The sequence below is a fragment of the Amycolatopsis sp. NPDC005961 genome, from assembly GCF_040629235.1.
Classification (GTDB): domain Bacteria; phylum Actinomycetota; class Actinomycetes; order Mycobacteriales; family Pseudonocardiaceae; genus Amycolatopsis; species Amycolatopsis camponoti.
Genome location: NZ_JBEXVF010000020.1, coordinates 127,412 through 140,006, shown reverse-complemented (window position 1 = coordinate 140,006; position 12,595 = coordinate 127,412). Strand labels below are relative to the sequence as shown.

Genomic DNA, 12,595 nt, shown 5'->3' with positions numbered 1-12,595 from the left:
GCCCATGATCATCCACAGCAGGTAGCTGGTGTTGGCGGGCTCGAGGGGGTTGATGCCGATGCCCTTGAAGATGTCGGGCAGCGCGATCAGCACGACCCCCAGTTCGGTTAGGAACATCTTGGCGAAGCCGATTGGTTACCCTCGCGTAGTACTCAGGGTGTCGCGCTGAGTGGTAGCGGCCGATCGTTCAACGGCTGGGTGACGGGTTTGATTACCCTCTGCAGTCAGCGTGGCCGATCTTCTACCAGCGCGCCTGCCGCCCCATGACGGCCAGTCGTCCCAGCTGGCGCCTCGCTTCAAGGTGACAGAGCTCAGACGACTGGACGGAAGCCACGATGGCTGAGGTCGTCGCTGCGTGACCACCACTCATCGGGGTGAAGATCGCGGCTGCGCCATTCCCGCGGGTCGACACTGATCGTCTGGGGTTGGCGGTCGGCGCGAGTCGGACTGCCGCGCGGGGTGGAGGTGGCCATGACCAGCAGCGCTCAACAAGATCCGTGGGCTGCACTGGACGCGTTGTGGGGTAAGGGAGCAGCGAAGCCGGTTGATACGGCCGTGGATGCCACTGCGTTCTACGGCCGATGCTCCACGGAGGACAACCAGGATCCGCGGACCTCCCGAGGCTGGCAGCTGGGCAACGCCCGGCGGTTCATCGAACCGCGAGGTGGGCGAGTTGTCGCTGAGTATTTCGACATCGGCGAGTCCCGCTCCGTGCCCTGGCACCGGCGGCCGGCCGCCGCGCAACTCTTACTCGACCTGAAGGACCGTAGCCGCGGGTGGGCTGCCGTGGTGGTCGGCGAGGGCACCCGATGTTGGTTCGGTAATCAATTCTCTCTGACCGCGCCGAGACTGGCGGCGTACGGCGTTGACTTGTGGGTGCCCGAGCTGGGTGGGCGGTACGAGGCGCGGAACCCGTCGCACGCGATGCTGATGAGTCTGCTCGGGGGGATGAGCGAGTCCGAGCGTCGGCACGTCCAGCTGCGAGTACGCGCGGCGATGGACGCACAGGTCCGCAACGAAGGCCGATACCAGGGCGGCCGGGCTCCCTACGGCTATGTCGTGATCGACGGCGGCCCCCACCCACATCCGCGCAAAGCCGCCGAAGGGCTTCATCTCCGGGTGCTGCAGCTCGACCCTGACGCGGCGGCAGTCGTGGTGCGCATCTTCGCCGAGTACCTGGAGAGCCGCACCGACCGCGAGATCGCCTCGGCCCTGAACCGTGACGGGGTCCCGTGCCCATCTGCGCGGTGTCCGGCACAGAACAGACACCGGCGGGGCGACGGCTGGCAGGCCAGCACGGTCCGCGCCATCCTCGAGAACCCGCGCTACACGGGCTACGCCGTGTTCGGCCGCTGGACGAAGCACGATGTCCTGCTTGACCCCGACGACGTGGCCGCCGGCCATGCCGTTCGGTTCCGGCGAGCCGCTCCAGGCGATGTTGTGCGCTCGGAGCGGCCCGCACACCCGGGCATCGTGTCGGTGGCGGAGTTCACCCAAGTCCAGCTACTGCGCCGCGCCAAGGCTCGTGGCGGCAGCATGGTCGAACGCGCTGCGCGCCGTACGGTGCACCAGTACCGCTTTCAGGGGCTGATCCGCTGCGCACTCTGCGGCCGAAAGATGCACGGCTCCATCAATGGCGCCCGTATCTACTATCGCTGCCTCGCTCGGACGCTGCCGGCCGGAGTGTGCCGAGCCGACCATCCGACCACGGTCTACGTCCGTGAGGACGTCATCCAGCAGCGGGTTGATCCGTGGGTTGCAACGAACCGGCTGGCTGAGCTACCCGACGCGGGCCAGCGCGAGCACCCCGCGACGGCGGTCGACGTGTACCGCGCTCTCGGGCTTGCCCTTCGGTTCGACCCGGGCTCTGCGACGCTGACGGCGATCGTCGCTTCGCAGTCCGCTGGCCTGGACATGCGGGCAGCCGAGACTCGGCGAATATGGACGAGAGTTCCTTGAAGCCATGCAATTTTGGACTTAAGACTACCGGCTAGAATCGTGCTAGCGTTGCTGCGAGGAGGTCAGAGCATGTCATCCATTGGCGTCGTGTTGGCAGTCGTTCTCTTGGCCTACGTGACAGGCGTTGTGCGTGAGGTGCGGAAACTTCGTGTTGCGAGCGATCGCATGGCTCGGCACCTAGACGCCCTATTGAGTGGGTTGGCGAACGCGGCAACGGTTCAATTGAGACGGGGTGGAGAGATTGAAATCAGGAAGTGGCAAGAGGATGTTATCATCGCCAAGAATGGCGACGCCAGAATTCTTCGACGGCTTCGTGTCGATTATCAAACGGCTAACCCAAGCTTTCAAGTGAGCCTGGCCGCCTCTGTTGGAGGAGTTTCGTCGACGCAGAAGCGTAAGATTCGCGTAAAGGTTTTCATCGTCGGCGAAGAATTCAATACGCAATGCAACGTCTCCTCGCTCTGGCGTGAAGACGTGCTTACCATGTTCGTTCATTTTCCCAAAGAGGTACCTCGGGGAGAGCTCGACTTGGTCGTGGAAGTTTTCTGGCCAGGGCTGAGCATCGATTTAGTGTCCGGCGCTAACTCGGAAGTGTTTTTAAGAAAATTTCGTAGGGGATGCGAAGAATTTAGTTTGCAAGTAACTCTGCCGAGTGAGCTTCACTTTCGGGGTCCCCGAGTCATTTCGCCTGCCGGTTCGATACCTACTACTGACTTGTCCAGAGAGGAATCTTCCGCCGAAATTTCGTTCATCTTGTCTGCGCAGAATGTTGGTTATGGCCAGGAGGTCGGCTTCTTGCTTGATCGTATTAGGTGATTCCCACGATTCCTGTTAGCACGGTCCGCGTATCACCATTGCTGTACGTATCAAAGTGTCGGGTAGCTAGTGCTGGGCGGGGCAAATAGAGCGTCGTCTTCATTAATTCTTTCATTCTGCAGCTGCGGCATGTCGCAGCCACGATTATCGCTGCGCGAATGTAGACCGGTGCGACCTGGAAACATCGGGTTTTCACATGCAGTTCGGTAGGATTTGCGGGCTCATCAGGAAGACTGATTGTCGTCTCGTGGACAACTGTCGCTGACTCTTCGAACGTCTGAGAGAGCTTTTCGCGCTGGGTTACGTCGGCAGAAAGGGAACCCTGGAGCTTGGCGAGCGCAGAAGTTGAGAGCGTGGCACCAATCGACTCCTTGAAGCTTAGCTCGAATTCTTGGGACTGACTGCGCTTCCAGGTGACTGTAACGGTCTTCTTTCTGGTGACACCGGCGTCTATTTGATCCCTGGTAGACCAGTTGTCTGGAAAGTGGTAGTCGCGGTCAACTTCATCGATACTCAAAAGCTGATATTCGATGACCGAGCCGAGGGGCCATCGCCTGCTTCGCACTCGATGGGGGCGAGATTGTAATTCGCGCATACTTGCTGCGAGCTCTTGGTTGTACCTGATAAGTAGGTTCGCAATAATCCCCGGCAATGAAGAAACGGCGTTATTCTTGTGAACATACTTGGCGAAAATTGTGTTCCACGCTGTGGTGACATCATCAACGGTTGCCTGTCCGCTGAGAAGAACGTTTTTCACGCGCTTGTCGGTGGCGGTGATATTCCTGCCGAGCTCAAGTCCTGTCATTGGCGCCATGCGCTGATCGAGGATGGCGATCTTAACGCCGTCGTCCTTCACGACTTGCAAGGCCTTATTTGGATCCGCAGTAACAGTCGCCGTCAGCCCTAGCTGACCTTCTAGGAAGTCCTTCAGTTCCTCGGCGAACTCAAGGTCATCGTCCACTATAATGAGGTCGAATGCGGTCACTCTATCCTCCTAGGATGATCTGAGCGAGAACTGTCTTGTCTCTGTATGTGAAGCGAAGGGATCCGCCAAGGTGGTGAACTAGGGTACGTGCTGTCTTGAGTCCCATCCCGGAGTGTCCTGCACCCTTATTGGTGAACCCGTCGCGCTGCATAGAGCGCAGATCTGGCTTCGTTGGGCATGCGTTGGTGACTTCGATGTTGTGCTGGTTGCCATCCGAAGAGACTGTGCATTTCACCAAAGTACCTGATGAGGCGCACTCAACAGCATTCTGCAACAACGGCAGCGTAGCTGCGATCAAGAAATGGTTTGCGTGGCCGCGAACAGATCGCGGAGCGACAACTTCAGTGCTAATGGAGTTTTCAGATCCTTCGACGTACATCTCGAGCGCTGCAATTAGGGCTATTTCGAGATCGTCTACATCCCAGCCAGCAGCTGATTTAGCCATTGTCGACAGGTGCTCAAAGGATGTTATAGTCGCTCGGCAGGTGTCGATGGCGCGGATTGCCTTACGGAGTCTTTGTGTTAGCTCGTCGCCGCCCTCGAATTGTTGTGCAATCGCTGATGCTAACGAGAGTTCAATCTGCGATAGTGGGGTGTTGAGGGCGTGGGCGACCTCGCGAATCGCATCGGACGCAATCGCTGCGGAGTCCGATACTTCCTTGGCCGTGCCATCTATGACATTCAGGAAGTCGGCATACCGGACTATGAGCTTCTCAGTTTGCCTTAGTCTGGCTAGTTCCTTGCGGGTGTACCGGTGCTGGTAAACACTCCATGATACCGCGACGGCGATGAATAGGCCACCGAGCAAGGGAAGCCACGCTGTCAAATTTAGCACGAATGTAGCCTACATGAGTGTGTCGAGGGCTGTAGAGGTCTAGTCGCCCTTCGCGGAGGGTCGGCATAGATCTTGCTCTTTATAGGCTCGCCGTCGTGCGAGCCTACTTTGATCTTGTTGATTTATTGGCGAGTTGAATGTCGCGAGCGTGTTTACGCCTCGACGCGCGGTGCAGGAACTGCCTCGATCAGTCGAACGCGCAGGTCACCTGGCCCATCGCTGACCAGAACCTCTACCGTCGCTGACAGCCGGCCCAGGAACTCCTTGAAGTTCCGACAGCCGTAGTTCCGCTCGTCGAAGGCCGAGTCGAGGGTAAGCATCCGGGCTTTGAGCCAGGCTGCCACTGGCGTCGGCGTATTGCTCTGCTTGACCGCCCGGACCAGCAGTTCTTCGCCGTGCTTGATGTCGAACGTCTTCTCCACCGTTGACTTCGCACTCGGCTCGACCGCAGCAACCAGTGTGCCCCAGTACTTGTACTCGGAGCAGACGGAGACCAGCCGCGGGCTCGCCGACGCCTCGGTGCCGACACCGACAACGTGCTTGCCGAACTCCCGTAGCCGCTGTACGAGCGGCGAGTAGTCCCCGTCGCCAGCTACCAGGAGGTACGTCCCGATGTCCGGGTGGGTGATCAAGGTTTCCATGGCGTCAACTGCCATCCGGATGTCGGCGGCGTTCTTCTGCTGCATCCCGAACCGCTGGATCTGGATCAGGTCGACGCCGTTCATGGCGAGGTCGTGTTGGTACTTGCCGAACTGCGGCTTCGCCCAGTCGGCGTAGGCGCGGCGGATCGAGGCGTTGCCGTAGTCGCGGCAGACCAGCTCGAGCGCGGCGTACGGAACCGGGTTGGCCTGGTCGGGCAGGCTGTTGGCGGCGCCGATCGCCAGGTTCTCGAAGTCGATGAAGACGGCGACTTGTTCCCCGTTGCCAGGCCCGGTGGCGGCGGTCATGTCGGCGCTCCGTTCGTCGTGGGTGGCTGGGTTCTTCGTCCAGTCGCCTGCATCCAGAGGATGACGTCGAGGCAGCGCAGCAAGCTGATGTCATGGAGGTCGCAGGCCTGGTCGCGCAGCTCGGACACGGCGTCGGCTCGTCGCGAGTCGCCCTGGAACCACGTCCAGAGGCAGGCCCAGACGCTGCGGGGAGCGTCGAGGACGGCCTTGACCTGGCTGTCGTAGACCGGCAGCAGATGCGGGCGCTTCCGGGCCAGCAGCTTGTTGGCCGTGACCCACCGGTCCTTGCCGCCGCAGCGCTTGAGGAGCCACCACAACCTGCTGGCCGGCGAACCGGGCGCGTACGTCGGCCACGGCGCCTCGTACATCGCCAGGCCGGGCGGGATCTGCTCGAGCAGTTCGGTGATTTCGGCCGGGTAGGTAATCGTTGTGTCGATGGCGACGTTCGCTAGGTCCGTGATGCCTAGGAAGCTCAGGGCGAGGACGTCGGCTTCGGTCACGGTGTCGGCGATGTCGGGCCGATCGCCCCCGCCGGCGATGCGCTCGAACCAGCGGCCGGTATAGCGAGGCCGCGCTGCGTCCTCGCTGAAGTACCGCGTGAGCGATTCAACCGCGGCCGTCCGGCCATCACCGAGAACATGCCGATCAAGCAGCTCGTGTTGGGTTGTGTAGTCGCTGGCGAGGGGTATTCCACCGACGTCGACCCTCACAGCACCCCTCCCTCAGCGTCAGTGCCTGGACCTGAGGTCGCTCTGGAAGTTGACCGTGTTACGCGGTTCGCTGGCCAGAGCGATCGCCGTAGGTGCGGGGTCGGGAAACGCGCCATCGCCTGGAGGTCGCCGAGCTCGCCAGACCGCGAAGCCGAAGCCAGCCGCCGCGAGCGCAAAAACGGCTCCCAGCTCCCACGCCCAGGCAGTGTTCATCGAGATGGCCAAGTAGACCTGCATCCCGGCGACGACGGCATACGTGACGGCGAGCGCCCGCCATGTGGCCTGACAGTGCATCGCACCTCCCATTGCTGCAGTTCAGGTAAGTCGCTAGGGACTGCATGTCAGTTACGTGTCTCCTACGTGTTGGGTCGGCGCCTGCCAGTCTGGAGCTTCAGCAAACCGCGCACGTCGAAGCGAAGGTGGCCGCCGAGGTGGTCCAGAGCGGCCAGCGGCGCACTGAACTCGTGTTGAATAGCAGGCCGTCTGTCGGTCCCTTGGGATGCGACTCGCTGCCGCCCGTCCTGCTCCCGAAGGATGACGCGGGCAACGTCGTGATCCGCGTGACCACCGCTGCCGAGCCGGACGCTCCGGTCGATCGCATCATCGAGGAGACGGCCGAGCACACGGCTCCGCCGATGATCCAGGTGGCGTTCCCCGGGGTGAAGCGTTCGCCTGCCCTTGATGTCGCCCTCGGCAAGGAGAAGGGTTTCATCGGGTACACCTCGCGGACCGAAGGTGGCTGGACCGTCGGGGGCGATGACGCCAACACCATGGTCGACTACATCTACACGGGGGTAACCACAGCGAAGTGCCGGCCATCGTTGAAGTCCCGATATCTACCGTGCGCCACGGGCTGCATGAGTTCCTGGTGGCTGGGCGCGGCCTCGTGTAGTTGATGGCGACGAACTAAGTTGACACTTTCGTGTCACTATCCGGCGTGTCCTTTTGCAGTGCTTGACCGAAGCGTATAGTTCGCGCGAAGAAGTCCGCCTCGCGACCTGTGCAAGGGTGCTCTACGTTAATGATCGACAAGACGCAGACAAAGGTTGTTATCGGTCTTGCCGCCGTCGTGTGGTTTTGCGTTGCCCTCCTAAGTAACGGCCCTTTGCCTCAGGTGGCGCTCAAGAGCTTCTCCATCGCTGGGACAGTTGCAACGATCCTAGTCCTGGCATATGACAAGTTCATCTGGAAGTGGAAGTTCGTTCGCGCGGTGACGGGGAAGCCGCTTGTCGCTGGTACGTGGCGCGGAACTCTGCAATCAGATTTCATTCGGCCTGGCGAGACCGAGAAAATTCCACCAATGCCGACGGTTATTCGCGTAAAACAGACTAATTCGCAGCTTTGGGTGACGCTCTTTACGGCCACGTCATCCTCGGTGACTGAGCAAGGTAAGGTCTTCAAGGAATCTGACGACCGGTGGCGAATGAGTTTCATCTATATGAATACGCCCCGGCAAAGTGAAGCGCATAATATGGCTCGCCACCAAGGTGTCTGTGACCTGCATCTTTCCGGCGCCGACGGTGAAGCGCTAACGGGGCAGTATTTCACAAGTCGTAAGACTACGGGTGAGATGCGGTTTACTGAGTGGAGCAAGCACAGCTTCGGTGATGCGCAGTCGGCGCTAGAGAGCACTGATTTCAAAGCCCATAAACCGTTTGTGAGGTGGTTCTCATAATGAACTGGGAAGACTGGCTCAAGACGGCAGCCAAACGGCCGAGTAATCACGAAGACTCAAGGCGGCAGCGGACAGAGAATGAGATTAAGGCTGCTCTGTCCAACTATCGGCCGTTGGCGGGACGCAAGTATCGCGTGTACGCCAAGGGTTCGTATGCGAACAACACCAACGTTCGTCTCAACTACGACGTTGACATTGCGGTCGAGTACTACGGATATTTTTACTCTGAACTGGCATTCGATCTGAAGGGAAAAGATAAAAGCGCGGTTAATGTTAAGTCTTCCAGTGACTCGTACACGCGTGCCGAATTTAAGGCCGACATCCTTGGTGCGCTGGAGAAGGCGTACGGTGAGAGTGCCGTGGATGCTGGACGTATCGCCTACCGAGTGCGCGAGAAGAAGACGACTTTACCGGCCGACGTTGTGCCATGCTGGGAGTATCGCCGCTACGACCGGATCGAGAACGGAGAACCAGTTTTCCATCAAGGGTCGCGAGTGTATCCGAGTGACGGCGGTCACAAAGATAACTTTCCTGCTCAGCAACTTGCGGAGGGAATTGAGAAAAATAACGCCACGGGACGTCGCTATAAGCGGATGGTCCGAGCTCTTAAGAAGCTGCAGACGCGACTTGTTGAAAACAATGAGCTAGACGAAGAGCTGCCGTCATACCTGACAGAATGCCTTGTCTACAATGTGCCGAACAAGTATTTTAACCACGCAACCTACCTTGCCGATATGCGCGAAGTCTTGGCGACTATCTTTAACGCCACGTTGGTGAAGGGTGATTGGAACGACTGGGAAGAGGTGCATGAGCTGAAGTACCTGTTTCGCGGAAAAGTTAGTTGGACGCGTGAGCAAGTCCATACCATGGCGTCGGCGGCGTGGGATCATCTGGGGCTGAAATAGCTTAGCTAGCGGGGTGAGATCGGGCATCGGTAGCTATCGCCCGTGAAAAACAGCGCTTACAAGTAGCCTCGGTTCGATTCGCTTGCCAGCAGTCATCCCGTGGGCACCTTCGTCGTCAGGCCTCGTCAGACTTTTTCTTGCGAGATGTTCGCTTACGAGCTGGCTTGGTCGACGCTTCCTCGGCCAGTTCAGGCGCGCGCTCCGACTCCGGCTCGACAGCCGACGCGGCGGCCCTGGCGGCCTCGAAGGCTGCGTAGATCTCATTCGAGATCCGCCCGCGCTCCGAAACTTCATAGCCGTTGGCCAACGCCCAAGCCCGGACCTGCTGGTTGTGCTCGCGGCTGGCCGCACTGGTCGACGCACCACGGCTGCTTCCACTGCCCGTCGTCGACTGGCCGGCGGCCACGCGGATCCGACGTCCTCCGGTGCGCTGACCAGCCTCGATGTACCGTGCGAACTCGTCGCGCAGCGCCTGGGCGTTCTCGTCGGACAGGTCGATCTCGTACGAGACGCCGTCGAGTGCAAATGGCACCGTCTGCGTGGCGGTCCCACCGTCGAGGTCGTCGACGATCTCAACGAGGACTTTCTGAGCCATGAAGTAGGCCTTTCAACGGAGTGACATGAGCACGCGCTTACGCACGCCATCGAGCATAGGTTCAGTATGCGGAGATAGCGGAGTGACACACGGCGCTGGACACCTCATCAGCCGGAAGAGGGCTTTCGGCATGATCCAGCCGTCTGTGTGCGAAGGGCTGTAATACTGGTGACCTCCCTGGTCAGTCGCGCGGGCGAGCTTCGTACCCGAACGCCAAGCCTTCAGGTGCGAGTTCGAGCAGGTTGGCGAGCGCGGGCTCGGTGTTTCGGCCCCACATCTTGCTGAGAATCCACGTCCGATCGGCCTCGCGTAGAGGCGATTCGATGAACCAGCGGCGCAGGTTGCCTTTGGCCTTGGGGTACCGGGTGACGAACTCCTCGGCAAGGTCGTCGTCGCTGGGGGAGCCTGCAAGACTGAGCATGCGCGGGCCGGGAATGGCTTCGGCCAGTTGGGCACCGGGCACGCCAGCGGCGTGGAGTCCGCTCACCAGCGCGAGAACCGCTTGACGCTTGCGCAGCGGCTCAGTGGTCCCCTCTGGCGTAGTGATCACGTACGGCGTCCAATCTCGACCCTCACTGACTCGTGCGGCGCGAGCCTGGGACTCACGGCGCCGAAGCTGGATGGTCAGGTCGGCGGCTTCCGGGAGCGGGATGACCTGCTGGACGTCGAGGAGCAGCCGTTCGCCGACCTTGTACGGGGTGAGCCGAACGCACTGGATGTCCAAGCCGTAGACCTCGTTCAGCCACAACACGGTCGTAGTGATCTCGCGGTCGAACCCGCCGGACACCAGCACCACGCGCACGTCACGTGTCAGGACGGCGTCCTCACCGCCGACGTCCTCAAGCCACTCGGCCAGCCGGCCGCGGGCGCTGTCGGCGGCGTCGGGCTCGACTTGGAGCAGGTAGCGCTCGTATGCCTCGCTGACGTCGTCGAAGGTCAGGGCAGAGACCATCGCGGCGTAGCGCAGCGCCTGGAGTTCGAGGTGACCGCCGTCGGTAGTGCGTTTGAGTTCGATGACCACGGGTTTACCCTCGCGGTCGATGCCGAGCAGGTCGATGCGCCGCCTGGCGCCGGCGAACTCAGCGAACTCCTCGCTGACGATGAGGACGTCCTCAACCACGGCGTCGATCTGGGCGCGCAGGAGCCGTTGCAGGTCGGCGCGTTCGAGGATTTGCTCCGTAGCGAAGGTGGACGACGGCACGGTCTCCAGCTTGTCGGCGGTCAGTTCGAAGAGTGGCATGCGCTTTAGCTTTACGGTTGCCGAACATGAAAGGGAAGCACCGCCGTGTCACGGCCGTATCGCCCCGCGGCTGGCCTGGCGTTGGCAAACTGCTGGCCTCTAAAGCACCTTGTCCGTCGACCGGTCACACCCTGCGGTAAAGCTACTGCCTTACTGAAACGCTCGCGCCGCGAACCTTGAGGGTGCTACATCTGAACGATGAGCACGGACGCGTATGGCCTCGGCCGCCTCGAACGACTCGCGAATCCTCGCGACATCTGGAAGCACGAGGCCGGCGACTTCACGCCCTGGCTGGCGGCGAACATCGACGTGCTCAGCGACGCGATCGGTCTGCCGCTCACCGTCGAGGGCCAGGAGGTCCTGGTGGGGGACTTCCGCGTCGACATCCACGCGAAGGACCCGGACGGCAAGAACGTCATCATCGAGAATCAGCTCGAACCGAGTGACCACTCACACCTCTGCCAGCTGCTCGTCTATGCCAGTGGACTTGAGGCGTCGACCGCCATCTGGATCACGACACGTCTTCGGGAGGAACACCGGAGCGCGCTGGTCTGGCTCAACGAGCGCACCGACGCCGACGTGCGGGCCTTCGGGATTGAGGTCAGTGTCGTCCATATCGGCGAGTCGCTGCGCGCACCCGTGCTCGCCGTTGTGGTCGAGCCGAACGACTGGGCAAAAGCGGCAAAGGAGACGTCAAAGGCAGCGGTCTCGCCGAAGAACCAGCAGCGTATGGCCTTCTTCGAGGACGTCTTCGACCTGATGGCCACCACCTACCCGGCGATCCGCGCTCCGAAGACACAGACCGCCAACTGGTGCAGCTTCGCCTCCGGGCCGTTCGGCTACTACAGCCTGACCTTCACCAAGCAGGGCTACCGCATCGAGATCTACCTCGACACTGGCAGCAAGCAGTCCACCAAACAGATATTCGATGAGCTCATCGCCGATCGCGAGCTGCTGGAGCAGGCGGTCGGGTTCGCGCTGGACTGGGACAGGCTCGACAACAACCGCAGCAGCCGCATCGCGACCTACCTGGTCGGCTTCGACCTCGAAACCGCCGACGAAGACACCAGGCAGCAGGCGGTCACGTGGAGCGTCGAGCGGGCGAGTGTGCTGCACCAGCACTTCGATGGCCGGCTGCGCGACCTAGCCAAGGCCGCGAAGGACGCGGAGCAGTCCGTCGTCCAGCTGGATGGAGAGGTCCAGTGACTGCGACGTCGGGGACGATCGCGGAACGCATCCTCGAGACCCTCCGGACGAGCCGACGGCCGTGGGATGACGATGAGCTCGCCCAACGGCTCGGCGTCGCGCAGCGACAGACCGTCAACCAGATCTGCCGCAGGCTCGCTGCCGATGGGTACCTTCAGCGATACGTCGGCGGTACCGGCAAGCTAGTCAATGCCCTGATAGCGCGGCAGGCAGACGCGCAAGTCGTCGACGAGCCGGCTTCGACCAAGCTTGTCGTTGATGAGCCGATCGAGGTTCCGCCGGGGTCGAGCGCTGAACAGCGAACCGCGGAGGCGCTGATGATCGCTCATCTCGCAAACCGGCTCGGGGTCGAGCTGCAGCCGCGGCGAATCGTGACCCCGACGGGCGCTCGGGTGGAAGTCGATGGCGTCGACGCTGCCCAAACCGTGCTGGTCGAGGCATGGGCGCACCAAGGTCCACCGAAGTCAGCCCAGCGGCACAAGGTGCTTGCCGATGCCTTCAAGCTCAGCTGGATCGCGTCGACGCTACCGGCGCGCCCGAGGCTGATCTTGTGCTTCTCCGACGACGCGGCCGCCAAGCCGTTCCAGGCCGGTCGATCGTGGGCGGCTGCCGCGCTACGCGACCAGCGCATCGAAGTCTTCGTCGCCGAGTTGCCGGAGCAGGTGCGCGCCGAAATCCTCGCGGCTCAGCGCCGCCAGTACCGGTAGCCCGCACATCGAGGG

General features: G+C 61.3%; 13 protein-coding genes. 7 read left to right on the top strand and 6 right to left on the bottom strand.

Annotated features, from left to right (window positions below):
* The first annotated feature begins 471 nt into the window (after nucleotides 1-471).
* Complete coding sequence (locus ABZ342_RS20450; protein WP_360475109.1) at nucleotides 472-1,959, top strand: recombinase family protein; 1,488 nt, start codon at nucleotides 472-474, stop codon at nucleotides 1,957-1,959.
* Between the two features lie 69 nt (nucleotides 1,960-2,028).
* Nucleotides 2,029-2,775 (top strand): hypothetical protein, encoded by a 747-nt coding sequence (locus tag ABZ342_RS20445; RefSeq protein ID WP_360475106.1) that lies wholly within the window; start codon nucleotides 2,029-2,031, stop codon nucleotides 2,773-2,775.
* Here the strand turns inward: ABZ342_RS20445 and ABZ342_RS20440 are convergent.
* The 4 genes from ABZ342_RS20440 to ABZ342_RS20425 all read right to left on the bottom strand — a co-directional run bounded on the left by ABZ342_RS20440 (nucleotide 2,768) and on the right by ABZ342_RS20425 (nucleotide 6,252).
* Entirely contained in the window at nucleotides 2,768-3,760 is a 993-nt protein-coding gene (locus ABZ342_RS20440) for a response regulator (protein WP_360475103.1), read from the bottom strand. The genes ABZ342_RS20445 and ABZ342_RS20440 overlap by 8 nt on opposite strands.
* A 1-nt stretch (nucleotide 3,761) precedes the next feature.
* Nucleotides 3,762-4,595 carry a GHKL domain-containing protein gene (locus ABZ342_RS20435; protein WP_360475100.1) on the bottom strand — a complete coding sequence of 278 codons (834 nt, stop codon included), beginning with the start codon at nucleotides 4,593-4,595 and terminating at the stop codon, nucleotides 3,762-3,764.
* A gap of 152 nt (nucleotides 4,596-4,747) precedes the next feature.
* Nucleotides 4,748-5,542, bottom strand: a complete 795-nt coding sequence (locus ABZ342_RS20430; protein WP_360475097.1) for an NYN domain-containing protein — start codon at nucleotides 5,540-5,542, stop codon at nucleotides 4,748-4,750.
* Entirely contained in the window at nucleotides 5,539-6,252 is a 714-nt protein-coding gene (locus ABZ342_RS20425) for a DUF6308 family protein (protein ID WP_360475094.1), read from the bottom strand. The genes ABZ342_RS20430 and ABZ342_RS20425 overlap by 4 nt, the downstream gene beginning before the upstream one ends.
* A 338-nt stretch (nucleotides 6,253-6,590) precedes the next feature.
* On the opposite strand from ABZ342_RS20425, the gene ABZ342_RS20420 reads away from it, so the two are divergent.
* The 3 genes from ABZ342_RS20420 (at nucleotide 6,591) to ABZ342_RS20410 (ending at nucleotide 8,832) form a co-directional block, all read left to right on the top strand.
* Nucleotides 6,591-7,148: an Imm1 family immunity protein gene (locus ABZ342_RS20420; protein WP_360475091.1), complete on the top strand. Its 558-nt coding sequence runs from the start codon at nucleotides 6,591-6,593 to the stop codon at nucleotides 7,146-7,148.
* A 125-nt stretch (nucleotides 7,149-7,273) separates the two neighbouring features.
* Nucleotides 7,274-7,927: a hypothetical protein gene (locus ABZ342_RS20415; RefSeq protein WP_360475088.1), complete on the top strand. Its 654-nt coding sequence runs from the start codon at nucleotides 7,274-7,276 to the stop codon at nucleotides 7,925-7,927.
* Nucleotides 7,927-8,832, top strand: coding sequence for a nucleotidyltransferase (locus ABZ342_RS20410; RefSeq protein WP_360475085.1), 906 nt, complete (start codon nucleotides 7,927-7,929; stop codon nucleotides 8,830-8,832). Before ABZ342_RS20415 ends, ABZ342_RS20410 begins: the two co-directional genes overlap by 1 nt.
* A 115-nt stretch (nucleotides 8,833-8,947) precedes the next feature.
* On the opposite strand, the gene ABZ342_RS20405 is transcribed toward ABZ342_RS20410, so the two are convergent.
* Complete coding sequence (locus ABZ342_RS20405) at nucleotides 8,948-9,427, bottom strand: Lsr2 family protein (RefSeq protein WP_360475082.1); 480 nt, start codon at nucleotides 9,425-9,427, stop codon at nucleotides 8,948-8,950.
* Between the two features lie 181 nt (nucleotides 9,428-9,608).
* The gene (locus tag ABZ342_RS20400; RefSeq protein WP_360475079.1) at nucleotides 9,609-10,667 is read right to left on the bottom strand and encodes a hypothetical protein; all 1,059 of its coding nucleotides are present in this window, start codon (nucleotides 10,665-10,667) and stop codon (nucleotides 9,609-9,611) included.
* Nucleotides 10,668-10,865: 198 nt separating this feature from the next.
* On the opposite strand from ABZ342_RS20400, the gene ABZ342_RS20395 reads away from it, so the two are divergent.
* Nucleotides 10,866-11,873 (top strand): DUF4268 domain-containing protein, encoded by a 1,008-nt coding sequence (locus ABZ342_RS20395; protein WP_360475076.1) that lies wholly within the window; start codon nucleotides 10,866-10,868, stop codon nucleotides 11,871-11,873.
* Entirely contained in the window at nucleotides 11,870-12,580 is a 711-nt protein-coding gene (locus ABZ342_RS20390) for a hypothetical protein (RefSeq protein ID WP_360475073.1), read from the top strand. Before ABZ342_RS20395 ends, ABZ342_RS20390 begins: the two co-directional genes overlap by 4 nt.
* Nucleotides 12,581-12,595 lie beyond the last annotated feature (15 nt).